Source organism: Kitasatospora cheerisanensis KCTC 2395 (assembly GCF_000696185.1).
Classification (GTDB): domain Bacteria; phylum Actinomycetota; class Actinomycetes; order Streptomycetales; family Streptomycetaceae; genus Kitasatospora; species Kitasatospora cheerisanensis.
In genome coordinates this window covers 4,690,445-4,716,952 of sequence record NZ_KK853997.1, presented here as the reverse complement: position 1 = coordinate 4,716,952, position 26,508 = coordinate 4,690,445, and the positions used below count along the sequence as shown (strand labels likewise).

At 74.6% G+C, this 26,508-nt stretch carries 21 protein-coding genes; 7 read left to right on the top strand and 14 right to left on the bottom strand.

Annotated elements, in window-relative coordinates:
- Window positions 1-40 precede the first annotated feature (40 nt).
- The 11 genes from KCH_RS21455 to KCH_RS41570 form a co-directional block, all read right to left on the bottom strand.
- Window positions 41-1,240: a SagB family peptide dehydrogenase gene (locus tag KCH_RS21455; RefSeq protein ID WP_051653304.1), complete on the bottom strand. Its 1,200-nt coding sequence runs from the start codon at window positions 1,238-1,240 to the stop codon at window positions 41-43.
- 74 nt (window positions 1,241-1,314) lie between these two features.
- Entirely contained in the window at window positions 1,315-1,557 is a 243-nt protein-coding gene (locus KCH_RS21450; protein ID WP_035865256.1) for a hypothetical protein, read from the bottom strand.
- Between the two features lie 53 nt (window positions 1,558-1,610).
- Window positions 1,611-3,887 (bottom strand): TOMM precursor leader peptide-binding protein, encoded by a 2,277-nt coding sequence (locus tag KCH_RS21445; protein WP_051653303.1) that lies wholly within the window; start codon window positions 3,885-3,887, stop codon window positions 1,611-1,613.
- 28 nt (window positions 3,888-3,915) lie between these two features.
- Window positions 3,916-4,083, bottom strand: a complete 168-nt coding sequence (locus tag KCH_RS41575; protein ID WP_157032147.1) for a hypothetical protein — start codon at window positions 4,081-4,083, stop codon at window positions 3,916-3,918.
- Between the two features lie 679 nt (window positions 4,084-4,762).
- Window positions 4,763-7,159 (bottom strand): DUF4135 domain-containing protein, encoded by a 2,397-nt coding sequence (locus tag KCH_RS21440; protein ID WP_035865254.1) that lies wholly within the window; start codon window positions 7,157-7,159, stop codon window positions 4,763-4,765.
- Between the two features lies 1 nt (window position 7,160).
- Complete coding sequence (locus tag KCH_RS21435; protein WP_051653302.1) at window positions 7,161-9,410, bottom strand: ATP-binding cassette domain-containing protein; 2,250 nt, start codon at window positions 9,408-9,410, stop codon at window positions 7,161-7,163.
- The gene (locus KCH_RS21430; RefSeq protein ID WP_208865974.1) at window positions 9,407-11,590 is read right to left on the bottom strand and encodes an ATP-binding cassette domain-containing protein; all 2,184 of its coding nucleotides are present in this window, start codon (window positions 11,588-11,590) and stop codon (window positions 9,407-9,409) included. Before KCH_RS21430 ends, KCH_RS21435 begins: the two co-directional genes overlap by 4 nt.
- 161 nt (window positions 11,591-11,751) lie before the next feature.
- Window positions 11,752-12,237 (bottom strand): HlyD family secretion protein, encoded by a 486-nt coding sequence (locus tag KCH_RS39910; protein WP_035865252.1) that lies wholly within the window; start codon window positions 12,235-12,237, stop codon window positions 11,752-11,754.
- A complete protein-coding gene (locus tag KCH_RS42635; RefSeq protein WP_035865249.1) occupies window positions 12,234-12,797 on the bottom strand; it encodes a hypothetical protein in 564 nt (187 codons plus the stop codon). Before KCH_RS42635 ends, KCH_RS39910 begins: the two co-directional genes overlap by 4 nt.
- The gene (locus tag KCH_RS21415; protein ID WP_051653300.1) at window positions 12,794-14,032 is read right to left on the bottom strand and encodes a cytochrome P450; all 1,239 of its coding nucleotides are present in this window, start codon (window positions 14,030-14,032) and stop codon (window positions 12,794-12,796) included. Before KCH_RS21415 ends, KCH_RS42635 begins: the two co-directional genes overlap by 4 nt.
- Before the next feature lie 101 nt (window positions 14,033-14,133).
- On the bottom strand, window positions 14,134-14,298 hold the full coding sequence (locus tag KCH_RS41570) for a hypothetical protein (protein WP_157032145.1): 165 nt from the start codon (window positions 14,296-14,298) through the stop codon (window positions 14,134-14,136).
- Window positions 14,299-14,568: 270 nt separating this feature from the next.
- On the opposite strand from KCH_RS41570, the gene KCH_RS21410 reads away from it, so the two are divergent.
- Entirely contained in the window at window positions 14,569-15,600 is a 1,032-nt protein-coding gene (locus KCH_RS21410; RefSeq protein WP_084223817.1) for an ABC transporter ATP-binding protein, read from the top strand.
- Window positions 15,597-16,406, top strand: a complete 810-nt coding sequence (locus KCH_RS21405) for an ABC transporter permease (protein WP_035865247.1) — start codon at window positions 15,597-15,599, stop codon at window positions 16,404-16,406. Before KCH_RS21410 ends, KCH_RS21405 begins: the two co-directional genes overlap by 4 nt.
- Window positions 16,407-16,503: 97 nt before the next feature.
- Here the strand turns inward: KCH_RS21405 and KCH_RS21400 are convergent, their stop codons facing one another.
- The 3 genes from KCH_RS21400 to KCH_RS21395 are packed head-to-tail and all read right to left on the bottom strand — an operon-like array spanning window position 16,504 to window position 20,572.
- Window positions 16,504-16,728 (bottom strand): tautomerase family protein, encoded by a 225-nt coding sequence (locus tag KCH_RS21400; RefSeq protein ID WP_035865244.1) that lies wholly within the window; start codon window positions 16,726-16,728, stop codon window positions 16,504-16,506.
- An 11-nt stretch (window positions 16,729-16,739) separates the two neighbouring features.
- Window positions 16,740-17,717: a thioesterase domain-containing protein gene (locus tag KCH_RS44745; protein ID WP_244305390.1), complete on the bottom strand. Its 978-nt coding sequence runs from the start codon at window positions 17,715-17,717 to the stop codon at window positions 16,740-16,742.
- Window positions 17,714-20,572 (bottom strand): amino acid adenylation domain-containing protein, encoded by a 2,859-nt coding sequence (locus KCH_RS21395; protein WP_244305389.1) that lies wholly within the window; start codon window positions 20,570-20,572, stop codon window positions 17,714-17,716. Before KCH_RS21395 ends, KCH_RS44745 begins: the two co-directional genes overlap by 4 nt.
- Before the next feature lie 320 nt (window positions 20,573-20,892).
- Here KCH_RS21395 and KCH_RS21390 point away from each other — a divergent pair, with 320 nt between their 5' ends.
- From KCH_RS21390 to KCH_RS21370, 5 genes are read left to right on the top strand one after another with little or no spacing between them, the layout of a single operon-like run.
- Window positions 20,893-21,192, top strand: a complete 300-nt coding sequence (locus tag KCH_RS21390) for a chorismate mutase family protein (RefSeq protein ID WP_035865242.1) — start codon at window positions 20,893-20,895, stop codon at window positions 21,190-21,192.
- On the top strand, window positions 21,189-23,291 hold the full coding sequence (pabB, locus tag KCH_RS21385) for an aminodeoxychorismate synthase component I (protein ID WP_035865239.1): 2,103 nt from the start codon (window positions 21,189-21,191) through the stop codon (window positions 23,289-23,291). Before KCH_RS21390 ends, pabB begins: the two co-directional genes overlap by 4 nt.
- A complete protein-coding gene (locus tag KCH_RS21380) occupies window positions 23,288-24,163 on the top strand; it encodes a prephenate dehydrogenase/arogenate dehydrogenase family protein (protein ID WP_035865237.1) in 876 nt (291 codons plus the stop codon). Before pabB ends, KCH_RS21380 begins: the two co-directional genes overlap by 4 nt.
- 17 nt (window positions 24,164-24,180) lie before the next feature.
- Entirely contained in the window at window positions 24,181-25,857 is a 1,677-nt protein-coding gene (locus KCH_RS21375) for a class I adenylate-forming enzyme family protein (protein WP_035865235.1), read from the top strand.
- On the top strand, window positions 25,854-26,462 hold the full coding sequence (locus KCH_RS21370) for a mycothiol-dependent nitroreductase Rv2466c family protein (RefSeq protein WP_035865233.1): 609 nt from the start codon (window positions 25,854-25,856) through the stop codon (window positions 26,460-26,462). The genes KCH_RS21375 and KCH_RS21370 overlap by 4 nt, the downstream gene beginning before the upstream one ends.
- The last annotated feature ends 46 nt before the right edge of the window (window positions 26,463-26,508 follow it).

Below are 26,508 nucleotides of genomic sequence, written 5' to 3'. Positions count from 1 at the left end.
AGGTTCCCGCTGACGGGTCGCAGGCGTGCGTGCGCGCGGTTCAGAAGTTCTCGCCGAAGCCCTCCCCGCCGCGGGCGGCCTCCACCACGTCGGCGAAGCCGTGCGCGGTGCGCGGGACGCCGGCGGGGCGGCTGCCGATCAGGAACTCGCCGACGGAGGACTCGGCGGTCCAGTCCAGGCCGAGCGCGCGGGCGGCGGCGTCGGTGTCGCCGGAGCCGAGGCCGCAGGGGGCCAGGCCCATGGCGGTGGCCACCAGGTAGAGCGTCTGGTAGAGCACGCCGACGTGCTTGAGGGTCAGCGCGTAGGCGATCTGGCTGTACTTCCAGGACAGCCGGCCGAACCGGCTGGTGACGGTGAGCAGCACCTGCGGGTCGACGGTGCAGGCGGTGGCCCGCCAGGCGGCGGTGACGAGTTCGCCGAACGCGGCCTCCTCGCCGGGGTGCTGGAACGGGCGGGGGCGCAGCCGGTGGGCGGCGGCGTCGTAGCGGTAGACGCCGGGTTCCAGGCCGACGCACTTGACCACCGAGAGGTAGACCTCGAGTTCGCCGGTGGCGCCGCCGGCCGGGTAGGGGCGTTCGACGCCGTCGTAGCCGTGCGGGTCGGCGGGGTCGCCGGGGATCACGCGGCGGACCCGGGCCACCCGGTAGAGCAGTTCGGCGAGCTGGTCGAGCGTCACCGGGGTCTCGGCGTAGGAGCGGACCGAGCGGCGGCCCTCCAGGACCTCGCTGAGCGCGGGGTCGCGGGCGACCACGGTGTCCCAGTCGGGGACGGGCAGGTCGATGCCCTCGCCCTCCTCGCGGGCGCCGGGGCCGGAGACGGCGGGGAGCTGCGGGACGTCCTGGTGGGCGAAGACGCCGCCGGTCGGGTAGTCGTGCCGGCCGGGGCGGCTGCGGGCGTGGAACAGCAGGTCGTGGAAGTCCCAGAGCGGGGCTTCGGCGCCCTGCCCGGCGTCCAGGAAGCCGCCGCCGGCGAGCAGTCCGGCGAGCGCCTCGCCCTCGCCGGTGGACAGGCCGGCGAGCAGGGCGGCCTGCTGGGCGGTGCGGGAGGTGGCGAGCGCGGTGACGAAGGCCCCGGCGGACGCCCGGTGCAGGATCAGCCGGAACGGGGCCATCGGCGATTCGAGCACGCAGGACTCGTCGGCGCCGTCCGGCAGGCGGCGCAGGTAGGCGAACCGGGAGAGCACCAACCGGCCGGTGGGGCGGGCGAATCCGGGCAGTGCGGCGGAGCGGGCGATCGGCACGGCGGTGGCCAGCGGGGTGCCGAGCGGGTCGGCGACGGTGGTGGTGACCAGGTACGGGAAGCGTTCCAGCAGCTTCAGCAGCCGGACCTGGTCGAGTGCGAGTTCGTCCAGGTCGGCATCGGTGCGGGTGAGTTCGGCGAGGGCGGCGACGGTGCGCTCGCCGAGGGCGTGGACGCGCTGGCGGCCCAGGGGTGGGCGAGTTCGACGTCGGCGCCCTGGGCGGTGACGTCGACCTCGGGGCGCAGCCGGAGCAGGCGGCGCAGCGGGCGGTGGCCCCCGGTGGCGGGGGCGGGCGGCAGGTGTTCGATGACGGTCATGGGTACCTCCCCGGGTGGGCGGGGCAGCCGGGCCGGGCTGCTCCGCGCGTCGGTCAGATGAAGACGGGGATCGGGTTGAGCTCGCTCTCCGGGGTCGGGGTGTCGAGCCAGCCGAGCCGGACCGGGACGTCGTAGAGCCGGCCGGGGGCGAAGCGGGCCCAGAAGTGCCGCATGCCGGGGACGATCACCCGGGCGACGGGCAGGCCGACGTCGGGCCGGGTCTGGTCGGCGACCAGGAATTCCATGCCGCGGTCCTCCACGATCCGCTGAACCAGCGTCAGGTCGTCGGCGAGGTCCGCCCCGGCGAGCGGGAGCCAGCTGGCGGGGGTGGAGCGCGGGGCGTGCGGGTCGGGCAGCAGGTAGGGCTGGTTGGCGACGGTGGCGGTGGTCCACCAGGCCTTCTGCTCGGGGTCGGCACCGGCGTAGTTGACCCGGCCGTGCTCGTCGCCGGCCACGGGGCCGAGGAACTGGTTCATCTCGGTGAGGGCGCGGGTGAGCGCGATGTGCGGGTCGAGGTGGGCGCCGAAGGCGATCAGCACGTCCTCGTTGGTGCCCGGGCCCGGCGTCGCGTCGAGTCGGCGGGAGAACGCGCCGACCACGGGGATGCCGAAGTCGGCGGTCAGGTCGAGCGCCCAGATCTCCCGGTGCAGGCCGCGGTAGACCTCGCGGAGCCGGTCGATGTACGGGTCGCCGAAGGAGTCCAGGTCGACGGCGGGGCGCTGCACGCGGTTGTACCACCAGAGCGCGACGGCGTCGCGTTCGACGAGTTCCAGGAAGCCCTGCAGGACGGCGTCCTCGAAGGAGGTGCCGGCGGCGCAGCCGTTGGAGTCGCCGGCGGCGTAGAACCGGCCGCGGTGCCGGTAGCCGTAGTACATGGCCTGGGTGGGCAGCCAGCGGTGGCGCTGTTCGGTCAGCGACCAGGCCGGGGACCATTCGATCGGGTCGTCGGTGCGGAACGGCTCGGGGACGACGTTGAACATCGACTGCTTGACGTTCCAGCGGTCGCGTTCGGCGTACTGCTTCGCCGAGTACAGCAGGGTGCGTTCGGGGTGGATCGCGGCGTCGCCGAGTTCGGCGAAGGTGGCGAGGCGGCGGGCCTCGTCGCCCTGGAAGACGCCGGAGAAGCGCTCCATGGCCTCGCCGAGCGCGGACGCCCTGGCCTGCACGTCGGTGCGGCCCTTGCCGCAGCTGACCGAGCGCAGGCCGGTGCGCAGCTGCTTGAGGTCGCCGCTCTGCCGGGACAGGTTCTGCCCGGAGACGTAGACCCGCAGGCCGGTGGGGGTGCGGGCGGCGGGGACCAGGGTGGTGACCACGCCGGTGACGGGGCTGAGCTGGGGGCGGTACTTCTCCAGCATGTCCTCGGGCGAGGCGGAGCGGTGGCCGCCGTCCGCGGTGAACGCCTTGGGGCGGGACTCGAAGCGGACCGGCTCCAGCTGACGGCGCGTCACCATGCTGCCGTCGCCGCAGGACGGGCACTGCGGGCGGCGGACCAGGACGTGCTTCTCGCTCTCCAGCAGCACGGTGTCCAGGGTGGTGACGGCGGGCTGCGCGGGGCGGGCGCCGGCCAGCCACTTGGCGGTCTCCAGGGCGGCGAGCTGGGTGCCGAGGGCGAGGGTGGCGGGCAGCTGGGCGACCGCGGTGGAGATCGGGCCGTCCTGGCCGAGGCGGTGCTGCAGGTAGCTGAGCGACTGCCGGTTGGCGGACAGCCGGTGCGCCAGGCACTCCCAGCAGCCGGAGCCGTCGGCTGTCCCGGCGTCCGGGCCGTCCGGGCTGAACACCGGGCCGACCCAGACGATCGAGCCGACCGGGCGGGCCAGCAGCCAGGGGCGGCCGTCGGCGAGGGCCTGCCGGTTGCGGTCGGCGAGGCCGGGGTGCAGGTAGTCCTCGGCGAGGGCGACGGTGAACGCGGCGTCCTGGTCGACCGTCACCCCGGCGGCGGCGAGCGCCGCCAGGAACGGGGCGGCGTCCAGGTCGCCGTACACCTCGACCCGGACGGTCGCGGCGCGCAGCGCGGCCACCGCGGTGTCGCCGTCCTGCCCGGCCATCTCGAAGAAGGCCGCGGCGGGCCGGTCGGTGGCCGGGTCGGCGGCGGTGACCCAGCCGCCGGCCCGGAGCTTGTCGACGCCCGCGCCGACCTTGTCGGCGGGGACGACGCCGTCCAGGGCGGCGCCGATCTGCTCGGCGGTGCGGGTGCCGTCCAGCAGCGGGGCGAGGGCCTGGGCGAGCCGGCCGTCGACCACCGAGACGCCGCGCTCGGAGACCAGGTAGACGGCCTCGCCGTCGACCACGTACGGGGTGAAGTGGCGTTTGAAGCCGATGAGTTCGGACATGGCGGGTACTCCTCGAAGCGGCGCGCGGTCAGCGCAGGGTGGCGAGCGGGGCGGCGGAGGCGTCGTGCCGGCGAAGCAGCAGCAGCCCGACGGCGACGGTGCCGTCCAGCGCGCCGAGGTTGACGGCGTCCCGCACGGCCCGGTCGGGGAACCAGGTGCCGTGCCGGCGGTGACGGGTGATCAGTTCGCGGATCATCAGGCCAGCCGCCTCGCGGCCGTCGTAGAACGGGCCGGGCAGCAGCGCCTCGGTCTCGTCGGGCAGGGTGTGGACGAGCCCGGCCTCGGCGGCGGTGAGGGCCTCGGTGGCGGCGGACAGCAGGGCCCGGCCGCCGAGCGCGGCCAGTTCGGGGCCGGTGACGGGCGGGGCGAGCGCACCCAGGTCGGCGCCGTCGACGGCGTCCGCGCCGAGCGAGACGGCGGTGTCCAGGCAGGCGAGGCGGCCGGCCCGGGTGCCGGTGGCGAAGCGGTGACCGCGCAGCCGGGCCCGGACGGCCCGGGGTCGGCGAGCAGCGCGGGGGCCTCGGCGAGGGTGCGGGCGAGCGCGGCGGCGATCGAGTCGGCGCCGCCGGGGACCAGCTCCCGGAAGTCGAACGGCGGGTTCTCCTCGCCGAGCCGGTCGAGGGCCCCGGCGGCGAGGGTGCGGATCGCCTCGTCGGTGTCGGGGTGGCCGGCGCCGGCGGCGCGGCGCAGCCGGAGCAGGTTGAGCAGCAGTCCGGCGGTGCCGAGCGGCACGTCGGCGTGCGGGTTCCTGGTCGGCCGGCCGGGCCGGCTGGAGGCGGATCCGGCGACCGACAGCGCGCCGGGGACGAGGGCCTGCGCGGCGGCCAGGAAGTCCGGTTCGCCGAGCAGCAGTCCGCCGCGGGCCAGGCCGTGGATCACCGCGCCGGGGCCGAAGAAGCCGCCGGGGACGGGCGCGCCGGAGGCCAGCCGGGAGTCGGCGGCGAACGCGAACGCCTTCGGCTCCCCCGGGTCGATGAGCGCGGCGGCCTCGGCCAGCAGGCCGTGGGCGGCGCGGTGGAAGCGCGGTTCGCCGGTGGCGGACCAGAGTTCGGCGAGCAGCAGGGCGATGCCGAGGGTGCCGGAGGCGAGGTCCGGGCCGAGCACCTCGACCTGGCGCAGGCCGGTGCCCGGGTACCAGCCCTGGGCGACCCAGCCGGTGCCGCGCCGGGCCGCCAGGATCCGGTCGCCGATCGCCACGGCCTCGGCCAGCAGCTCGCCGGAGCTGGGGAGTTCGGCGGTCGGCAGCGGCTTCGCGGGCCCGGCGGGGGCTCCTCGGTGCCGGCCCGGGCGGCGTCGATGCAGCCGGACAGCACGGCGACGTGGGTGTCCAGGTCGAAGCCGTCGAGTTCGGCGACCCGCTGCTGGAGGCGCTGCCAGCCGGTGGAGCGGAAGTGCCCGGGGATCTCCCGGCCGTCGGCGGTGAACACCGAGGAGGAGGTGGTCAGCGAGCGGAAGAACGGGATGTCCAGGGTGCGGAAGGAGTCGAGCTCGGCCAGCACCACCTCCAGCAGGTCGCCGCGGTCGGCGTCCCCGGAGCGGGCGGTGACCGCGCCGCGCAGCGCCCCGGCGATGACGGTCTCCCGGGTGGCGCCGTCGTCCAGTGCGAGCGGGCTGGTGGAGGCCCGCAGGATCTTGTAGCCGTCCCAGGTGTGGCGCCAGATGTAGCGCACCCAGACGCCCCGGAATCCGCTCAACGGGCCGCCAGGGTCGGCGAGTTCGCCGCGCAGGCGGTGCAGGGCGGCGTGCATCTCGCGGTAGCCGTCGACCACCTCGGCGGTGTACTGCCACGGGTCGGCGGGCTGCCCGTCGTGCACCGGCCGGTAGGCGGTGATGGGCAGCGCGGGCACGCCGGGGACGACCTCCAGGCTGCCGACCCGGGACAGGCAGCCGATGTCCAGGGCGTCGGTGCGGCCGGCCGGCGTCCAGGCCTGGAAGGCCATCGCGGTGCGCACCACGGTGGTCTCCAGCTCGTCCAGCAGCGCGTGCTGGGCCTCCTTCAGCACGGGCGGGTTCTGCACCCGCGGGTAGAGCAGGCACTCCAGGTCGATCAGCACCGGGTACTCGCCGTCGGCGAGCAGGTTGTCCGCCCACAGGTCGCGGCCCTCCAGCAGCTGGACCAGCCGGATCGTCATGCCGAGGCGGCGGTAGAACCGGGCGAAGCCCGCCGGGTCGTCGCAGGCGCGGGCGGGGACGAGCTCCTCCCAGCCGTAGTCGCCGGAGCAGTCGGTGCTCAGCGAGGCGGCGTGGCCGTCGTCGCCGCGGTCGGAGCGGACCAGCACGGTGCGCAGCGGCAGGTCCAGCGAGAGTTCGCGGTTGAGCCGTTCGACCAGGCCGAGGAAGGCGGTGGCGTGCCGCATGTCCTTGGGCTTGTAGACCACGCCCGCGCCGGACTCGAAGCGCAGCAGCGCCACCGAGCGGCCCTGGGCGTGCCGGTCGCCCGCGTCGCCGTGCACGGAGTCCAGCGCGCCCGGGTCGGCGCCGCCCCACATCTCGGCGACCAGGCCGGCCCGGTCGGCGGCGAGCCGGGCGAACATCTCGGTGTACATCTCCTGCCACTGCCGGCAGACCGTGCCGATCAGGTACGCGAGGGCGGGCAGCCGCTCCAGCCGGGACAGCCAGCCCGCGGTGGAGGCGTCCGGTCCGCCGTCGGCGTCCCAACTGGTGGCGCGGGGGCGGCCGGTGGCGAGCTGGAACTCCTGGCAGAGCGTCAGGTTGGCGACCTCCACCAGGCGGCCGGTCAGGGTGCCGGTCACGTCGGCGCGGCCCTTCGCGGTGACCGCGACGCCGAGCACGGTGCCGGGGCCGGTGGGCAGCAGCGCGTCGGCGGCGGCCCGGAAGCCGGCCGCGATCGCGCCCGGGCCGGTGGCCGGGGCGGCGCTCTGCGCGCGCAGGAACACGGCCAGCGGGTACGCCCAGGACGGCAGCCGGGCCGGGTCGGTGAGCCGGACCCGGCGCAGGCCCTCGCCGAGCGGGCGGCCGGTCTCGGCGAGGTGGTCCAGCAGCACGCCGGCCGACCGCTGGTCGCCGGCCGCGCGGCGCAGCCAGGTCTCCACGGCGGCGGCGCGGCTGCGCCGGTCCTCGTCCGGGTCGGGGGTGAACAGCGCCTGGCCGTCCGGGCGGGCGGCGGCGCGTTCCTCGAAGCTCGCGGCGGCGGCGATCACGGCGTGCAGCCGTTCGTCGGCGCCGGGGAGGCCGGGCAGCAGGGCGTTCGCCGGGTTCGGGTCGCCGGGGCTTCCGGCGGTGCGGAGCCAGGTCTGCACGTCGAGCGACATCTCACATCTCCTGGAAGCGGGCGAGGCGGGTGAACAGGGGGTCGGAGCCGAGCAGTTCGCGGTAGGTGCCCACGGCGGACACCCGTCCCCCGTCCAGCACGTGGATCCGGTCGGCGGTGCGGATGGTGCTCAGTCGGTGGGCGATCACCAGGCGGGTGCGGTCGAGGCCGGCGACGGCGTCGGCGACCCGCTGCTGGGTGGCGTTGTCGAGCGCGGAGGTGGCCTCGTCGAGCAGCAGCACGGCGGGGTCGCGGACCAGGGCGCGGGCCAGCAGCAGGCGCTGCACCTGGCCGCCGGAGAAGCCCTGCGCGTCCTCGCCGACCCGGGTGCCGAGGCCCATCGGGAGGGCGCGCAACTCCTCGGCGATGCCGGCGAGTTCGGCGGCCCGCCAGATCCGGTCCGGGTCGATGTCGGGGTCGGCGCCGGCCAGGTTCTCCAGCAGCGAGCCGCGCAGCATCCGGCCGTGCTGGAGCACCGAGCCGATCTGGCGGCGCACCAGCCGGGCGTCGAGGGCGGCCAGGTCGCGGCCGTCGTAGCGGACCGCGCCGGACTCCGGCCGTTCGAAGCCGAGCAGCAGCCGGATCAGGGTGGACTTGCCGGCGCCGGACGGGCCGACCACGGCGACGAACTCGCCGGGGCCGGCGTGCAGCGACACCCCGTCGAGGGCGGGCAGGGCGCTGCCCGGGTACCTGAACGTCACGTCGTCGAGGTCGAGACGGCCCTTCAGCCGGCCCGGGTCGGTGAGCTCTCCGGTGCGGTGGGACTCGGCGACGGCCGGCTCGGCGAGGATCGGTCGCAGCCGCTCCAGCACCGGGGCGACGCCGTAGGCGCTCGCCGCCGCGTGGGTGACCTGGCCGAGTGCCAGGGCGACCTGGCCGGCCGCGACGCCCGCCGCCATCAGGTGCCCGGCCTCGGCGGCCGGGCCGAACGTCGCGCCGGCCAGCAGCACGGCCAGCAGCAGCGGTTGGAGCGCCGTGGTGAGTGCCCCGGCGGCGGCGTCGGAGCGCATCGCGGCGGCGTCGGCGCGCTTCTGCCCGGCGAACGGGGTCGCCCAGCGGGCGAAGGCCTGGATCTCCCGGCCGGCGGTCTGGATCTTGTCGATGCCCAGCAGCAGCCCGTACAGCACCCCTTGGAGCTGTCCGTGCGCCTCGAACACCTGCGATTCGAACTTCTGGCGGCGACGGCCGAGCAGCAGCAGCACGGCCGTCACCGCCAGCACGGCGAGCAGCAGCAGCCCGCCGAGCCGCAGGTCCACCAGCAGCAGCACCGTCAGCCCGGTGACGGCGAACACCGCGCCGAGCACGGCGCCCACCAGCACCTCGGAGAGGGCCTGGCGGGCCTGCGCCACCGCGTTCGCCCGGTGCACCAGGTCGCCGGTGGTGAAGTCGCGGAAGAACCGCGCGTCCTGGACCAGCAGCCGGTCCCAGACGGCGGGTTCGAGCGCGTGCTGCACCCGGCCGGTGAGCCGGACGGCCGCGAGGTTGCGGACCAGCGTGAGCAGCCAGGACGCCACCACTGCGGAGCCCAGCAGCACGGCCAGCCAGCGCACCGGGTGCCGTTCGGCCAGCAGCAGGCCGGGCAGCAGCACTCCGGTGGACAGCGGGACGAGCAGGCCGAGCAGCGCCGAGACCAGTCCGGCCGCGGTCAGCACTCCCAGGTCCCGGCGGGCACCGGGCACCGAGAGGGCGAACCGCAGCAGGGCTCCCGGGGTCGGACTCCCCGGTGGCAGCGGCGGGTACAGCAGCAGCGCTTGGCGGCTCAACTCCGGCCGGGCCGAAGCCCGTTCGGAGGCCGGGTCGTGACGGCGGTGCCGTCCGGCCCGGGGTATCAGGGCGATCGGCCGGCCGTCGGCGGCGGCGAACGCCACCATCGGACCGGCCGTGCCGCGCTCGTCCCCGTCGGCGAGGGTGACGGGACGCCAGCGCACCCCGGCCCGGCGCAGCAGCGCGGTGACCGGATCGGCGGCGTCCCGCACGGCGGCGGGGATCTCCTCGGGAACGTCCACCCCCAGGGCCCGCAGCACCTCCCGCGCCTGGTCCGCGCGGTGGCGCGGCTCGGCCGGCGACTGCTCGCCGCGGTGCGGGAAGGTGTGCGGACGGGGGGTGGCGGCGGTTCCCAACTCGGCCAACGCGGCCGCGAGTGCGGTCCGGTTGGCGGCCGCGGTGGCGTCGGCCCGGGTCGCCGGGTCGCGCTCGGTGTCCGCCGCGGCGGTCTTCGTGCCGCCCGGGTGGGCGGCGGTGGCGGTGCTCATGCCTGCTCCTCCGTCCGGGCGGGCCGGTTCTCGTCGGTGGTCGGTACGGCGGCCTTCTCGCGCAGCAACTCCCGGTACGGGCCGTCCTGTTCGGCGAGTTCGGCGGGCGGGCCCTGCTGGACGATCCGGCCGGCCCGGATCACCACGACCCGGTCGGCGGCCTGGATGGTGCTGAGCCGGTGGGCCAGCACCAGGCAGCTGACGCCCCGTCGGCGCAGGTGCGCGTTGACGGCGGCCTCGGTGTGCGCGTCCAGCGCGCTGGTCGCCTCGTCGAGCACGACCAGTGCCGGGTCGAGGGCCAACGCCCGGGCGAGCTCCAGGCGTTGGCGTTCGCCGCCGGACCAGTTGCGGGCGTCCTCGTCGATCCGGGCGTCCAGTCCGCCGCGCCGACGGACGAGTTCGGCGGCCTCCGCGTCGGCCAGCGCCCGGTGCAGGGCGTCCTCGTCGGCGGCCGGGTCCCAGAGCGTCAGGTTCTCCCGGACGGTGCCCTCGAAGAGCCTCAACTGCTGTTCCACGTAGGCGACCTGACCGGTCACGACGGCCCGGTGCCAGTCGTCGCGGGGCCGGCCGTCGAGCAGCACCTCGCCCTTCCACGGGCGCAGTACGCCGGCGGCCAGCCGGGCCAGCGTGGACTTGCCGCTGCCGGAGCCGCCGACCACCGCCACCCACTCGCCGGGGGCGATCCGCAGCGAGATGCCGGACAGCGCGGGCGGGCGGTTCGGGTCGTAGCCGAACTCCAGGTCGCGCAGCTCCAGTTCGCCGCGCAGCCGGACCGGTTCGGCGGGGCCGTCGAGCACCGGAACCAGGTACGGGTCGACCTCGCTGGTCCCGACGTCCTCCAGCAGCGCGTTCTGGGCCCGCGCCGCCGTGAACTCGCTCCCGGTGCCGACCAGTTGGGACACCGGCAGGAGGAAGCCGTTGAGCAGCAGCAGGAACGCCAGCAGGGTGCCGAAGGACAGCGAGCCGGAGAGCAGCAGCGCCGTCCCGGCGACCACCGCGACGGCCGCGGCCGCCGAGTTGAGCGCGCCCGGCAGCGACAGCGGCACCAGCACGGCCTCCGCGATCCGCTGCCCGGTGTGCGCGGCGCGGGCCTGCCAGCCCGCCCAGGACCGGAACAGCGCGTCCTCGGCGCCCTCCGCCTTCACCGTCTCGATCGCCGACACCCCGGCGAACGCCACGCCGTCGCGCTTGTGGCCCTCGGCGTGCAGCCGGTGGATCATCCCGCCGCGCCGCCGGTCGGCGGACCGCAGCGCCAGCGCGTCCAGCGCGGCGACCGCCACCGGGATCGCGGCGAGCTCCGGCGCCAGCCGGGCCAGCGCCGCCAGGTGCACGACCGCAGCGGCCAGCGAGGACGCCGCGCCCGCGACCCGGTACGACAGCAGGTTCGCCAGGCCGTCGTTGAGCTGCACCCGGGTGACCAGGCCGCCCAGCTGCCGGCGGTGGAAGAACGCGCCGGGCAGCCGCAGCATCTTCCACAGGAAGGCGGCCGAGGAGCGCGCCGCCATCGCCTCCAGCACCCGGTTCACCAGTGCCGACCGCAGCCAGTTCCCGGCCAGCACCAGCCCGGCGACCGACAGGCCCGCGAGGGTGAGCGGCACCGCCCAGCCCTCCGCGCCGCCGTTCACCACGGCCGCCAGGTACGTCCGCAGCAGGAACGCGCCCGCCACGCCCGGCACCGTCATCAGCATGCCGACCAGCACCGCGGCCAGCAGCGGCCACGCGTACGGCCGCATCCGGGCGGAGAGCGCCCGCAGCAGCGGGAAGCGGCGGCCGCCGCGCTCGAAGTCCGGGCCCGGCTCGAAGCCGACGGCGATGCCCGCGAAGGAGTCCCAGAACTCCGCCGGGGTCGCCGAATAGGAGCCCAGCGACGGGTCGTTGAGGTGCACCCGGCCGCGCTTCACCCCCTCGAACACCGCGAAGTGCGGCCCCGTCACCAGCACCATCGACGGCACCGGCACCGCGCCGAGACCGGCCAGCCGGTCCTCCCCGCGCACCACCCGCCGCCCCCGCGCGACCAGCCCGTACCGCCCGGCCGCCCGGGCGACCGCCGCGGCACTCACGCCGTCCCGGCTCACCCCGCACGCCCGGGACGCCTCCTGCAGGGTCACCCGCCGCCCGAACGCCCCCAGCACCACGGCCAGGCACGCCGCCCCGCAGTCCTGCTCCTCCATCTGCGGCACGACGGGCGTGCGAAGGTACGTACGGCGCTTGGCCGTCGACCCCTCGGCGGCCGCGGGCGGGGCGGCCTTCGGCGGGCCGGGCGCCGGTTCGGGCCCGGTGCGACCGGCGGACCGATCGGTGGGAACGGTCGGGCGTTCCGCCGTTCCGAGCGGGCTGGGCCTCATCGCCCGGCCTCCTTTCCGAGCACGGCCTGGTACGGGTGGCGGCTGCCGAGGTCGACCCGGACGTCCAGGGCCAGCGGGCCGGCCACCCGGACGTCCTGCGGCAGCCGGGCGTACGCCACCCGGACGGGGGCGGAGCCGGCGGGCAGGCCGGGGACGGCCACCGGCAGGGTGCCGTCGAGGGTGTCGGCGCGGACGGGGAGCGGGTCGATCCGCTCGACCACCGCGTGCACCGCTCCCCCGCCGGGGGTCGGCACCAGCACGGACTGGCCGGGGGCCAGCCGCGCGGCGTCCGCCGGGTCGGCGAGCAGCAGCCGGACGGTGGCCGGCGCGTCGGCCGGGTCCAGGGCCAGCACCGGTGCGCCGGGCGCGAGTGGGGTGCCGGGCGCGGTCAGCAGGGCGCTGACGGTGCCGGCGGCGGGGGCGGTCAGCTCGGTGGTGCCGTCGGGGCCGGCCAGCTGCGCCAGCACCTGACCGGCCGTCACCGGCTCGCCCGGGCCACCCGGAACGCGAGCACGCTGCCGGCCCGCTCGGCGGAGACCCGTACCGGCGCGGGGCCGTGGGCGACGACGGCGTGCACCGTCATGGTGTTCGGCAGGGTGCCCCACACCGCCCAGCCCGCGCCCGCGCCGACGGCCAGCAGCAGCGCGGCGCCGGCCAGCCACAGCCGCGCGCCGAGCACCCGCACCGGCTGGTCGAGCCCGGGCTCCAGCACGGCGGCGGCCCGCGCGGCGGCGACGGCGACGGCCTGCGTCCGGCCGGCGCTCCCCGCGCCGTCCTGACGCTCCGTCATGTTGCTTGCCTCCGGCTCCCCCTCGGCGTCCTGCTCGGGTCCGGCCGCGTCCTCGCCGCCCTCCTCCGCGTCGTGGTCCTCCTGGCGCTCCGTCGGGCCGCTCTCCTCGCCGCCCTCCGGCCCGTCTTCGTCGCCCTGCGCCGGCTCGGCCGCGTCCTCCTCGCGCGTCTCCTCGTGCCGGCTCGGGTTCCAGCCGACGTCGGCCGTCGCGTCGCGGCCCGGGCCTGCCCGGTGCTCGGTCGTGGCGCTCATGCCGCGGCCCCCACGAGGGTGTGGCGCGGCGGGCAGTCGACCGGGAGTTCGCGGATGCCGCCGAAGGCGAACTGGTCGCGGTGGCGGGCGGTGGCCTCGGTCAGGGTGGTGCTCACGTGGCGTGCGGCGTCGGCCTCGGCGAGGCCGCGCAGGACGGCGGCGCCGGCGATCAGCGAGAGCGGGGCGCCGAGGCAGTGGTGCGGGCCGTGGCCGAAGGCGAGGTGCTGGCGCTCGGGGCGGTCGGGGTCGAAGCGGTCGGGGTCGGCGAAGCGCCGCGGGTCGCGGTTGGCGGCGGCGTACAGCAGCATGGCGACGCTGCCCGCCGGGACGGCCGTGTCGCCGAGGACGACCTCGCGGGTGAGTGCGCGGGCGCTGGCCCGGACGGGGCTGCCGAGGCGCTGGGCCTCGTCGAACACGGCCGCGGCCAGGGCGGGTTCGGTGCGGACGCGCGCGGCCAGGCCGGGAGTGCGGATCAACTCCCAGGCGGCGACGGCGAGTCCGGAGGTGAGCGTCTCCAGGCCGTTGGCCAGCAGCATGACCACGAAGGCGAGCAGCTCCTCGGTGTCGAGCCGGCCCTCGCCGCGGGCGGCGGTCAGCCGGGAGATCAGGTCGTCGCCGGGGCGGGCGGTCCGTTCCGCGCACAACTCCTCGACGTACCTGCGGAATTCGGCGAACTCGGCGTCGAGTGCGGCGGCTTCCGGCCCGTTGCCGAAGGGATCGAGCAGCGAGCGGGCGACCAGCGAGGCCCAGCCGGTGATCCGGTCGTGCTCCGCGTCGGGGACGTCCAGGACGGCGCAGGAGACCGCGACCGGCAGCGGCACGGCGAGGTCGGCGACCAGCTCGAACGAGCCGGCGGCGACCAGCGGGGCGAGCAGCCGGGCGGCGGTGGTCTCGATCCGCTCGCGCATCTGCTCCAGCCGGCGGTGGCTGAACGCGGCGGTGGCGAGCCGCTTGAGCCGGGTGTGGTCGGCGCCGTCGCGCATCGGCAGCATCCGGTTGACCACCTTGAGCAGGGCGGTGTTGCCGGCCCGGGGCAGTCCGACGGTGGTCGGGTCGACGGTGGTGCCGGGGTTCATCAGGACGGTGAGGATCTCCTGGTGCCCGGAGACCACGTACAGCGGGCCGAGGTCCAGGACGGGCGCCTCGGCCAGCAGCCTGCGGTAGAGCGCGGGTGGGTCCTGCTGCGCGGTGGGCTGCTGGATGAACCGCGTCAGCTCGTGCCGGAGGCTGTCCATGCCCGGCTCTCCTTCAATCCGACGGTGGGGCAACGGCGTTGGGGCCGGGTGGGGTGCGGGGGTGGGCCGCCGGAACGGACCACCCCCGCACAGGACCCGAATTACTCGGCCGCGACCTCGGCGACGGAGTTCGACACGGAGCTGAAGCTCGACACCGGGCAGGCGGCGGAGAGCAGCGAGGAGACGGAGACGCCGCCGTTGACGGTGTCCAGCTCCTCGACCTCGATGTCGAACTGCTCGTCCTTGTTGATCTGGTTCTCAGCCATGGGAATCTCCCTCGGTCTCGGGGCGCCGGCCCGCGGTTCGGGTCGGCCGCCTCGGTTCTCGCTCGCCTCCTGCTTTCCCGGTTTCGCTTTTCTCCGGTTCCGCTCTCGGCGATGTCTCAACTATGACCGGGTTCCGAATATCCGTGCAGTAGGAGATGTCAGTTCCGCCGGAGCGTAAATGTCATCGCCCCGGATGACATTTTGCACATACTCCGACCTGCGGCGATGTGCTGCTTGCAGATCCTCGCACGCACCCGTCACGCTGCATTCATGACACCTCTTTCCGAGAATTCCCCGGCCGTGGAGGTAGTGGATCTGCGGCGCAGTTACGGCGACTACGAGGCGGTGCGCGGCATCTCCTTCTCCCTCGCCCGCGGCGAACTCCTCGCCCTGCTCGGCACCAACGGTGCGGGCAAGACCACCACCCTGGAGGTGCTGGAGGGCTACCACCCGCCGACCTCCGGCAGCGTCCGGGTGTTCGGCCTGGACCCGTTCACGGCGGGCGCCCGGGTGCGCCGGCGGACCGGCACGATGCTCCAGGAGGGCGGGTTCTTCAAGGAGCTGACGGTCCGGGAGACGGTCGACTGCTGGCGGACCTTCACCAGCGGGGCCCGGCCCACCGCCGAGGTGCTGGCCCGGGTCGCCCTGGAGCCGAAGGCCGGCACCCGGGTCGGCCAGCTGTCCGGCGGCGAGCGCCGCCGGCTGGACCTGGCGCTGGCGGTGCTGAACGACCCGGAGCTGCTGTTCCTGGACGAGCCGACCACCGGCCTGGACCCGGAGGCCCGCCGGACCACCTGGCGGCTGGTCGAGGAGCTGCGCGCGGCCGGCACCGCGGTGGTGCTGACCACCCACTACCTGGAGGAGGCCCAGCAGTTGGCCGACCGGGTGGCCATCATGGACCGCGGCCTGATCGCCGCCGCCGGCACCGTCGGCGAGGTGCTGTCCGGCCGCGGCGACCTGATCACTCTGCCGCTGCCGCCCGGCCGCCCGCTCGCCGCCCTCCCCGAACTGACCGGCGCCGCCCCGTCCTTGGCCGACGGCCGGGCGGTGTACCGGGTGCCGCGCTCGGCGCCCGCGCTGGCCGCGCTGCACGCCTGGGCGGCGGCGCAGGGCATCGAACTGGACGGCCTGGAGGTGCGCTCCAGCTCGCTGGAGGACGTCTTCCTCGACCTGGCCGCCCACCACCGTGACCACACGGCCGAGCACGCCGACCGCGCCGTCGACTCCGACCGCGGGCACACCGAGCACACCGACCGCACCGGGCGCGCCGCCCGCGCCGTCCCCGAGGGAGCCTCCCGATGAGCTGGTTCAGGTACGCCAAGGGCCAGTTCGGCCTGTCCTGGAAGGTGTTCTGGCGCAACCGGCGCTCCACCTTCATCGGGTTCCTGCTGCCGGTGCTGCTCAACCTGGTGATCGCCGCGCCGCTGCGGAACCAGGAGATCGGCGGGGTGAACGCGGCCGGGTACGTGGCGGTGGGGCTGCTCGGGCTGGCACTGGTGACCTCGTTCGTCAACCTGCTGGGCAGCGTGGTGGCGCGCCGCGAGGAGCTGGTGCTGAAGCGGCTGCGCGGTACCGAGTGCCCGCCGAGTGCCGTCTTCGCGGGGCAGTTGGGCGTGGGCGCGGTGGTGGTGCTGATCCAGGCGCTGGTGCTGGGCGGGGTCGCGGTGGGCTGGTTCGGCGCGCCGCTGCCCGCCGATCCGGGCCTGCTGCTGCTCACCCTGCTGGGCGGCTACCTGCTGTTCTCGGTGCTGGCGGTGGCGCTGTCCGGGCTGACCCCGTCCGCCGAGACGGCGCCGCTGGTGGCGACCCCGGTGCTGGTGCTGTGCATGTTCGGGGCGGGCGTGTTCACCCCGGTCTCCGCGCTGCCCGGCTGGCTGCACGGCCCGTCCTCGGCGCTGCCGCTGTCGCCGGTGGTCCGGGGGCTGCGCACCGCCTGGTTCGGCCGCGAGTTCGGCGCGGAGAGCTGGGTCGGCGGCCCGCTGCCCGAGCTGGACCTGCTGCACGGCTGGGCGTCCGCCGCCCCGTCCCTGCTGCTGGTGGCCGCCTGGCTGGCCGCCGCCGCGGCCCTCTCCCGCCGCTTCCTCCGCTGGGAGCCCCGCCGCGGCTGACCCCCCCTCCTCCGACCGGCCCGCCCGCCCCGAAGTGCCCGCCCCGCGCGGGACTTCCGGCCGCGGCGGGCCGTCGCCGTTCGGAACGCAATGGGGGCTAGTAGTTGGGCTGCTTGTGCAGCAGTTCGGCGCGCTGCACGATCTCCGGCTGGTACACGCGCTCGTTCCACTGGTCCGGGTCGACGGGCTCCAGGGCGATGGAGACGGCGTCCTCGGTGCAGCCGAGGTTCTCCTGCAGGGCGGCGGTGATCGCGGCGACCAGGCGGGCCGACTGCTCGGCGTCGACCGGGGTCGGGAAGTGCTTGATGTTGACGTGCGGCACGGCGGTTCTCCTCAGCTGCGGTCGGTGATGGCGTCGGCGAGTTCGGCGACGCCGGGTTCGCGGAGCAACCCGTAGTGGTCGCCCGACAGTTGGCGGATCCTCGGCGGGGTGGTCGACCAGCCGGTGCTGCCCTCCAGGAAGGAGTAGTCGTCGCCGTCGGCCTTGAGGACGGTGACGGGCGCCCGGACGGTCCTGGTGCGCAGTTCGGCGAAGGTGTAGTTGAACTCGTAGGTCTCCCGGACCACGGCGGTGATCCGCTCGACCAGGTCGCGGTCCAGGCCGTCGACGTGCTCGACCAGGTGCGCGACGAAGCTCTCCTCGTCGGTGGTGGCGCGCAGGCAGGCCTCCAGTTCGGGACCGGTGACGGTGCCGGTGAAGACCGAGAACAGGATGGTCAGGTAGGACGGGTCGTCGTACGAGGCCAGGCCGGTGGTGGGGGTGCGCAGCTTCGGCGAGCCGGGGGCGATCAGCAGCAGCTGGTCGACCTGGTGGCCGGCGGCCTCCAGCTGGTGGGCGGTCTCGAAGGCGACCCGGGCGCCGAAGGAGTAGCCCCACAGCGTGTAGGGGCCTTCGGGCTGGCGGGCGGTGATGGCCTTGACGTCCTCGGCGGCCATCTCGGCGATGGTGGCGTACGGCTGCTCGCCGGCGTTGATGCCGTGTGCCTGGACGCCGAGGTAGGGGCGGTCGCCGTCCAGCCGGCGGGCCAGCGGGCGGAGGTTCATCGGGTAGCCGCCGAGGCCGGGCCAGCAGTAGACGGGGCGGCCGGTGCGGGCGGCGCCGAGCGGGACCAGCCGGGAGGAGGAGGCGCCGCGCTGCCCGTCGACCCGGGCGGCCAGCTCCTCGACGGTCGGGCACTCGAACAGCACCTGGAGCGGCAGGGCGCAGCCGAACTCCCGGTTGATCCGGTGCACCAGGCCGACGGCGATCAGCGAGTTGCCGCCGGACTCGAAGAAGTCGTCCTGCACGGAGGCGGACTGACGTCCCATCATGGTCTGCCAGAGTTCGCGGACCAGGCGTTCGGTGGTGGTGCGGGGGCGACGAACGGGCGCTCGGCGGCGGTGAAGTCGGTCTCCGGGGAGGCTTCCAGGGCCCGCAGGTCGACCTTGCCGTTGGCGGTCAGCGGCAGCCGGTCCAGCACCACCAGCCGGTTGGGCACCATGTAGTCGGGCAGCAGCTCGACCAGGTCGGCGCGGATCATCTCGGCCGGCCCCTGCATGTGGACGCTGTCCTCGTACATGCCTTCGTGGGCGAGCTGCTCCTCGCTGACCCGGCCGCCGACGAAGAAGTACGAGGGCCCGACGGGCTGCCCGGCGGCGCCCAGCACGGCGGCCATCCGCTTGGCGGCGGGCAGGTCGTTGCCGGTCTTCGAGCTGTAGCCGGAGGCCATGAAGCCGAAGCCGAGGCCGTTCAGCTGGAGTTGCTGGAGCTTGCGGCCGAGGTCCAGGTACGAGCGCCAGGTCTCGGGTTCGCGGCCGACCACGGTGATGCCGAACGCGGCGCGTTCGTACACCCGCTGGTTGATGGCGATGACGTGGCGCTTGAGCACCAGTTCGTCGGCGATCCGCTCCAGTGCGCCGTCCTGGTACCGGTACTGACCGGCGATCAGACCGGGTATTCGGCCGGGGTGGACCTGGAGGTACAGGTCGACCGGGATCTCGGGCCGGGCGGGGTCGAACGGGACCAGGTCGAAGGCGCCCAGGTAGTGGTCGTCCTCGGCGGCGTGCAGCAGCCGGGCCGTCTCGGGGCGGAAGGGGGCGGGGGCGACGTCCAGGCCGTGGCCGGGCAGCACCTCCTCCAGCAGGCCGACCATGTGGCCGGCCTCGATCTCCAGCACTTCCTGGACGTTGTTGCGGTACACCGGCTCGATGGCCTGCCGGTGGCCGAGGAAGTGGAACCGGATGCCGGGGCCGCTGCCGCGCCCGTCGGCGGCCTCGATCAGGTACAGCCGGTGCTCGACCGGGTGGTAGTACCAGTGGCCGGGGGCGAGGCCCGCGCAGCCGTCCGGGCCGCCGACCTCCAGGTACAGCTGGGTGGCGTACAGCGAGCCGGGCGAGGCGTAGCCGTACTTGGGCAGCAGCCGCTCCTCGCTGCCGTACTGGCCGAACCAGCGCAGCAGCAGGCCGAGTTCGGCGGCGTCCAGCTGTTCGGGGCGGCGCGGGGCGGCGCCCGGGGTGCGGGCGGCGAGCAGCGCGAGCAGGTCCTCGGGGCGGGTCTCGCCGCCCTCGTAGAAGCGGTAGGTCTTGCGGGCGAACACGCGTCGGCGCTGCTCGGCGGTGGGGGTGGCGCCGGGCAGGTCGACGCGGCGGCGGCCGGCCAGGTCGGCGGTGGGGCGACAGCCGGCGTCGGACAGCTGGGCGCGGACCTGGAACCGGCCGGCCTTCGAGACGTGGTGCCGGTCGTGGTTGCCCTGGTCCATCAACGCGGCTTCGCGCGGGCTGAGTTCGATGCAGGCGACCAGGTTCTGGTAGCCGGTCGCCGGGTCGTCCTTGACCAGCACGGCGGCGTTGCGGACCCAGTCGTGGGCCTCGACGGCGAGCCGGATCTCGTCGAGTTCGACCCGGTAGCCGCGCAGCTTGACCTGCCGGTCCACCCGGCCGGCGAACCGGTAGCCGCCGTCGGCCTGCACGACCAGGTCGCCGGTGCGGTAGAGCACGGCGTGCGCCGGGTCGGTGGAGAACGGGTTGGGCAGGAAGCGCTCGGCGGTCAGGTCGGGGCGGTGCAGGTAGCCGCGGGCCACCTGGATGCCGCTGACGTACAGTTCGCCGGCGGTGCCGGGGGCGACCGGCGCCAGCTGCTCGTCGAGCAGGTGGAAGGCGGTGCCGTCGACGGGGCTGCCGATCGGCACTCCTGACGGGCCGTCGGCGACCGAGGACGGGTCGACGGTGCAGGCGGAGGCGTTGATGGTGCACTCGGTGGGCCCGTACAGGTTGACCAGTTCGCACTTCGGCAGGGTCTCCACGAAGCGCTGGGCGAGCCGGCGGGGCAGCGCCTCGCCGCCGCAGAACACCTGGCTGAGCGCCTTCGCCTCGGGCAGCCGGTCGGTGTCCAGCAGGGCCTGGAGCAGCGTCGGCACGCACTGCAGGGCCGTCACCTCGTGGCGGGCCAGGGTGTCGACCAGGGTCTCCGGGTCGCGGTAGGCGCCGGGCGCGGCCAGCACGATGCGGGCGCCGACGCAGGGCGCGAGGATCTCCCACTGGGCGGCGTCGAAGCTCATCGGCGTCTTCTGCAGCACGGTGGTCGCCGGGCCCAGGCCGTACGTCCGGGCCAGCCAGCGCATCTGGTGGACGATGCTGCGGTGCTCGACCATGACGCCCTTGGGCCGGCCGGTGCTGCCCGAGGTGTAGATGACGTACGCCAGGTCGCCGCCCCGCGGTTCGGCGGGGTCGAGGCAGGGTCCGTCGCCGGTGTCGGCCGGGGTGAGGATCGTGCTGCCGGGCGGGGCGAGGGCGGCGAGCCGGTCGCGCAGCGCCCCGGTGGTGAGCAGCACGGGGGCGCGGGAGTCCTCGGCCATGGTGCGGATTCGCTCGTCGGGGTAGTCCGGCGACAGCGGCAGGTAGGCGGCACCGGCGAACAGCACGCCCCAGACGGCGACCGGCAGCTCGGCGGAGGGCTCCAGGAAGACGCCGACGCAGTCGTCGCGGCCGACCCCGAGCGCGCGCAGGCGGCCCGCGAGGGCGCGGGCCCGCTCGGCGAGCCCGGCGAAGGTCAGGGTGCCGCCCCGGTACTCGACGGCTATTTCGTCGGGTCGGATCCGCGCCTGCTCGACGAGCAGGTCGGTGAGGCACGGAACTTCGTCCGTCCCGCGTTTCGGAGTATCCGGACCGCCCGCGGTCAGGATTTCCATGACGTCCCCCGTTCGAATGGATCCGCATTCGCCAGACAGTCCGAAACTATGAGTTCAGGTCGGCGTTTTTGGCAAGGGACCGGATGGACGGATGTTCGACACTACGGTCCGGTAGCCCGGCCGAGTCGGCCGAACCCGAAACCATCTGTCCCGTTTCGTCCTGTTGTGCACCCCTGAGTTTCGCGCACTGCGGCGATCCGAACCATCGCGGCCATGGCCCCGGGCAGGGCCGGGCGGCAGAGTCGTCGCCGTGAGCGGGGCGCCGAGGGAGATAGTTCCGGCGCTTTCGATTAGGGGCGGCAAGCGGGGGAGGTAAGCCCATGCCGGACATTCCGGCCGATGCTGGACTCGAATCGCTGCGGGCAAAGCTCGACAGCATTGACGTACGTTTTCTCGAAGAACTGCGGGCCCGCATCGAAACCTGTGTGGAAATCGCGCACTACAAGCGCGAGAACGACGTCAGCATGATGCAGCCGCACCGGATCAGGATCGTCCAGGACCGCGCCGCCCGTTTCGGCGAGGAGCACGGCATCAGCCAGGACTTCCTGCGCGAGCTCTACGACCTGATCATCAAGGAGACCTGCCGGGTGGAGGACATGGTCATCGGGAGCGCCCCGTGAGAACCCTGCTGATCGACAACTACGACTCGTTCACCTACAACCTCTACCAGCTGCTCGGCGAGGTGAACGGCCGGCCGCCGACGGTGGTGAAGAACGGCGCCGACTTCTCCGAGCTCCGCTTCGAGGACTTCGACGCGATCGTGATCTCCCCCGGGCCCGGCCGGCCCGACCGGGAGCGGGACTTCGGCATCAGCCGCCGCGCGATCCTGGAGAGCGGCCTGCCGGTGCTCGGCGTCTGCCTCGGCCACCAGGGCATCTGCCACCTGTTCGGCGGCGAGGTCGTCCACGCGCCGGAGCCGATGCACGGCCGGATCTGGCCGGTGCGCCACACCGGCGCCGACATCTTCGCCGGCCTGCCCAGCCCGTACGACGTGGTCCGCTACCACTCGCTGGCCGCCGGGCGGCTGCCCGACGTGCTGGAGGCCATCGCCTGGACCGAGGACGGCGTCGTGATGGGCGTGCGGCACCGCACCCTGCCGATCTGGGGCGTCCAGTTCCACCCCGAGTCCATCAGCAGCCAGTACGGCCGCGAACTGCTCGCCAACTTCCGCGACCTGGCGCTGGCCCACCACGCCGGGACCGCCGCCGGCGCGACCGCGGAGACCGCCGAGACCTCCGGGCGCTACACCGTGCACGTCCGCCGCCTGGCCGTCGAGCCGGACGCCGAGGCCGCCTACCGCGAGCTGTTCGCGGACGGCCCCACCCCGTTCTGGCTGGACAGCAGCAGCGTCATCGACGGCCTGTCCCGGTTCAGCTTCCTCGGCGACGGCTCCGGCCCGCTGGCCGAGTACGTCACCTACCGGGTGCCGGACGGCGCCGTCCGGATCAGCCGGCCCGGCCGGCCCGGCGAGGGCGACGAGCTGGTCCAGCAGGGCTTCTTCGACTACCTGGACGAGCAGCTGCGGCTGCGCGCCGTGCCCGCTCCGGACGGCCTGCCGTTCGAGTTCAACCTGGGCTACGTCGGCTACCTGGGCTACGAGTTGAAGGCCGAGGCCGGCGCGCAGGCCGCGCACAAGGCGGAGACCCCGGACGCCGCGGTGCTGTTCGCCGACCGGCTGCTCGCCCTCGACCACGCCGAGGGCACGGCCTGGCTGCTGGCGCTCTCCGAGGGCCCGGACGACGCCGCCGCGCTGTCCTGGCTGGACCGCACCGAGGCCGCCGTCCGGGCGCTGCCCCGGGCCGGCGACGGGCCGGACGACGACGGCACGGGCTTCCGCGGCGTCGGCATGACCGACCCGGACGCCGCCCCGATCGTCGACCAGCGCTTCGACAAGCAGGCCTACCTCGACCGGATCACCGAGAGCCTGGAGGAGATCCGCAACGGCGAGACCTACGAGGTCTGCCTGACCAACGCGGTCACCCTGAAAGCCACCGTCGATCCGCTGCGCACCTACGCCCACCTGCGGAAGATCTCGCCGGTGCCGTACGGCGCCCTGCTGGACTTCCCCGGCGTCGCGGTGCTGAGCGCCTCGCCGGAGCGGTTCATGACGATCGGCACCGACCGGGTCGCCGAGTCCAAGCCGATCAAGGGCACCCGCCCGCGCGGGGCCACCCCGGCGGAGGACGCGGCGCTGCGCGAGGACCTGCTCTCCCAGGAGAAGGACCGCGCCGAGAACCTGATGATCGTCGACCTGATCCGCAACGACCTGAACGTGGTCTGCGAGGTCGGCTCGGTGCACGTGCCCGCGCTGTTCCACGTGGAGACGTACGCGCCGGTACACCAGCTGGTGTCGACGATCCGCGGCACCCTGCGCGAGGGCGAGTCGGCGGTGTCCTGCGTGCGGGCGGCGTTCCCCGGCGGTTCGATGACCGGCGCGCCGAAGCTGCGCACCATGGAGATCATCGACCGGCTGGAGGAGGGCGCGCGCGGCGTGTACTCCGGCTCCATCGGCTGGTTCTCGCTGAGCGGCGCGGCCGACCTGAACATCGTCATCCGCACCCTGGTGGCGACCGAGGACCGGGTCAGCTTCGGCGTCGGCGGCGCGATCATCGCGCTGTCCGACCCGGAGGAGGAGTACACCGAGACGGCCGTGAAGTCCCGGGCCGTGGTCTCCGCGGTGCTCGCCACCGCGCTGGAGCCCGCCGGAGGTCCCGCGTGATCCGGCGCTGCGTGGTGGTCGGCGGCGCCGGCGCGGTCGGGCGGCTGTTCGCCGAGCGGCTGCTGGCCGACGGCGCCCGGGTCGCGGTGATCGACACCGTCGAGCCGGGCGCGGAGCCGGCCGGCACCCACTACGTCCGCGGCGACATCACCGACCTGGGCTTCCGGGCGGCCGCCGACCTCGGCCACGCCGACCTGGTGGTGCTGGCGGTGCCCGACGCGGTCGCGCTGGCCGCCGTGCCCGGCCTGGCCGGGACCCTGCGCCCGGACGCCCTGCTGGTGGACACGCTGTCCGTGAAGCAGCCGGTCACCGCCGCGGTCCGGACCCACCTGCCCGGGGTGCAGGCGGTCGGCCTGAACCCGATGTTCGCGCCCTCGCTGGGCTTCGAGGGCCGGCCGGTGGCCGCCGTCGTGGTCAACGACGGGCCGCGGGTCGGGGCGCTGCTGGACCTGGTGGCCGGCTGGGGCGCCCGCGTGGTGCGCCTGGACGAGGCGGAGCACGACCGGCTGGCGGGCACCTCGCAGGCGCTCACCCACGCCGCGGTGCTCGGCTTCGGCGCGGCGCTGGTCCGGCTCGACGCCGACCTGGGGAAGATCCGCGAGATCGCCCCTCCCCCGCACAACGCGCTGCTCGCGCTGCTCGCCCGGATCACCTCGGGCGCCCCGGCCGTGTACTGGGACGTCCAGGCCGCCAATCCGGAGGCGGCGGCGGTGCGCAAGGAACTGGCCGACGGCGTGCGCCGGGTCGCCGACCTGGTGGAACACGGATCCGAGCACGAATTCGCCGCCCTGCTGGGCGAGTTGGATGCGCAGCTCGGCGAGCACGCCCCGCACTACCGCGAGCTGTGCGCGCGGATGTTCACGTCTCTCTGACTCGGAAGGTGCCCCACATGGCAACGTTCGCCGCGACTGTCCTGACGCCGGAGCAGCGTGCGGAACTGGCCGCCGACACCACCGTCGGCGGCGGCAACCTGGTGCGGTCGGCCATCGCCGCCAACCCGCACCCGGAGCTGCCGTTCGTCCACTCGTACCGGGCGGTCACCCTGACCTCGGGCGAGGAGACCCACGACCTGAGCCTGAACGACATCGACGACCTGGCGCAGTCCTGGTCGGCGTACTACCTGGCGCAGGGCGTGCAGCGCGGCGACCGGGTCGCGGTCTGGTTCGAGGACTCCTTCGCGTACTCGGTGCACTACTACGCGATCGCCCAGATCGGCGCCGTCGCGGTGCTGATCAACTCCAACGCGACCCAGCCCATCGCCCACTCGCTGCTGGAGCAGACCGCCCCGGTCGGCCTGTACGCCGACGCGGAGCGCCTGGCGCTGCTGGACCTGGCGCAGCTGCCGTCCATCGCCTGGACCCGCACCGTCGAGGAGCTGCCGGCGCCGCCGGCCGCGAAGCTCGCCGAGGGCCAGTTCTGGAACCACCACGCCGACGACCCGGTGGTGATCCTGCACTCCTCCGGCACCACCGGCCGCCCGAAGCCGACCATCCACACCCACAGCACCATCGTGGCCGGCCCGAAGTTCCGTCTGGTGGACCACACCGAGACCCCGGGCGCGCTGATGATGACCGCGCTGCCGCAGTCCCACCTGGGCTGCGTCGCGTACACCACGTACGCGGTGCTGGGCGGCACCCCGATCGTCGCGCTCAGCGACCGCAAGGGCGACGAACTGGCCGCCGCGGTGGAGAAGTTCAAGCCGACCTCGGTGATGTCGTTCTCGCACGGCTACGCCGAGCTGGCGTCGGCCGAGCTGAAGCCGGGTCAGCTGGACTCGGTGCACGTGTGGGTGTCGATCGGCGACGCCGTGCACCGCGCGCACATCGACAAGGTGCTGTCGAACCGCAGCGCCGAGCTGCCGCCGTCGGCGTTCTACGACCGGCTCGGCACCACCGAGCTGGGCTGGGGCTGCCTGCTGCAGATCCACACCCTGGACACCAAGCCGGCCAACCGCTGCGCGGGCAAGCCGGTCGGCGTCGCCGAGGTGGCGATCCTGCGCAACGACGGCACCCTGGCCGACGCGAACGAGGTCGGCCACCTGGCCGCCCGCGGCCCGGCCGTGACCCCCGGCTACTGGGGCGACTCGGCGACCACCTACTCGTTCAAGCTGGCCGGCTACTGGATGCCCGGCGACATGGCGTACCGGGACGAGAACGGCGACTTCTACCTGGTGGACCGGGCGGCGGACGCCATCCACACCACCCACGGCACCGGCTACTCGGTCTTCATGGAGGAGGTCGTGCTGCTGGAGGTCCCCGAGGTCGAGGACGTCGCGGTGGTGGCCGGCCGGGACGGCGAGACCGTGGTGCCGGTCGCGGTGGTGACCGCCGCCGGGGACGCCGAGCCGGCGAAGCTGCTGGTCCGGGCGAACGAGGCGCTGCGCGCCGCCGGGCACCCCGAGCTGGGCTTCCTGGAGATCGCCTCCTCCGACGCGGACTTCCCGGTGGGAGTTACCGGAAAGGTCCTGAAGCGGCAGCTGCGCGAGAAGTACGCTTCGCTGTCCGACTACCGTCAGACGGCAGAAGGCAAGTCCTTCGCCGCAGTTGAGACCGGAGACGCCGCGTGAGCACCACCGCGAAGGTCGACTTCTACTTCGACCCCGCCTGCCCCTTCGCCTGGATCACCTCCCGCTGGATCCTCGAGGTCCAGCAGCTCCGGGACCTGGACCTCAGGTTCCGCGTGATGAGCCTGTACGTGCTGAACGAGAACCGCGAACTCCCGGACTGGTACCGGGACCTGGTGGACCGTTCGCTGTCCCTCACCCGGATCTGCACCGCCGCGGCGGCGCAGCACGGCGAGGAGGTGCTCCCGGCGCTGTACACGGCCATGGGCACCCGCATCCACAAGGACGGCAACAAGGACTTCCCGGTCGTCGCCGCCGAGTCCCTCGCCGAGGTCGGCCTGCCCGCGGAGCTGCTGGCCGCGGGCGACAGCGACCAGTGGGACGAGGCGCTGCGCAAGAGCCACCACGAGGGCATGGACCCGGTCGGCGAGGACGTCGGCACGCCGACCATCCACATCGACGGGGTGGCGTTCTTCGGGCCGGTCCTGAACTCGATCCCGCGCGGCGAGCAGGCCGCCGCCATCTTCGACGGAGCCCGGGCGCTCGCCAACTACCCGGACTTCTTCGAGCTGAAGCGCACCCGCACCGGGAAGCTCAACTTCGACTGAGCCCACCCGCGGCACCCCTGTTGAAAACGGACCGCTCCCGCCTGCC

Bases quoted from the DNA above. Each gene is read 5' to 3' on its own strand.
- KCH_RS21375 (WP_035865235.1), top strand. From the start codon at position 24,181: ATGGCAACGTTCGCCGCGACTGTCCTGACGCCGGAGCAGCGTGCGGAA.
- KCH_RS21395 (WP_244305389.1), bottom strand. From the start codon at position 20,572: ATGGAAATCCTGACCGCGGGCGGTCCGGATACTCCGAAACGCGGGACG.
- KCH_RS21440 (WP_035865254.1), bottom strand. From the start codon at position 7,159: ATGTCGCTCGACGTGCAGACCTGGCTCCGCACCGCCGGAAGCCCCGGC.
- KCH_RS21445 (WP_051653303.1), bottom strand. From the start codon at position 3,887: ATGTCCGAACTCATCGGCTTCAAACGCCACTTCACCCCGTACGTGGTC.
- KCH_RS42635 (WP_035865249.1), bottom strand. From the start codon at position 12,797: ATGAGCGCCACGACCGAGCACCGGGCAGGCCCGGGCCGCGACGCGACG.
- KCH_RS21405 (WP_035865247.1), top strand. From the start codon at position 15,597: ATGAGCTGGTTCAGGTACGCCAAGGGCCAGTTCGGCCTGTCCTGGAAG.
- KCH_RS21390 (WP_035865242.1), top strand. From the start codon at position 20,893: ATGCCGGACATTCCGGCCGATGCTGGACTCGAATCGCTGCGGGCAAAG.
- KCH_RS44745 (WP_244305390.1), bottom strand. From the start codon at position 17,717: ATGATGGGACGTCAGTCCGCCTCCGTGCAGGACGACTTCTTCGAGTCC.
- KCH_RS21450 (WP_035865256.1), bottom strand. From the start codon at position 1,557: ATGACCGTCATCGAACACCTGCCGCCCGCCCCCGCCACCGGGGGCCAC.
- KCH_RS41570 (WP_157032145.1), bottom strand. From the start codon at position 14,298: ATGGCTGAGAACCAGATCAACAAGGACGAGCAGTTCGACATCGAGGTC.
- KCH_RS21435 (WP_051653302.1), bottom strand. From the start codon at position 9,410: ATGAGCACCGCCACCGCCGCCCACCCGGGCGGCACGAAGACCGCCGCG.
- KCH_RS21410 (WP_084223817.1), top strand. From the start codon at position 14,569: ATGACACCTCTTTCCGAGAATTCCCCGGCCGTGGAGGTAGTGGATCTG.
- KCH_RS41575 (WP_157032147.1), bottom strand. From the start codon at position 4,083: ATGATCCGCGAACTGATCACCCGTCACCGCCGGCACGGCACCTGGTTC.
- KCH_RS21415 (WP_051653300.1), bottom strand. From the start codon at position 14,032: ATGGACAGCCTCCGGCACGAGCTGACGCGGTTCATCCAGCAGCCCACC.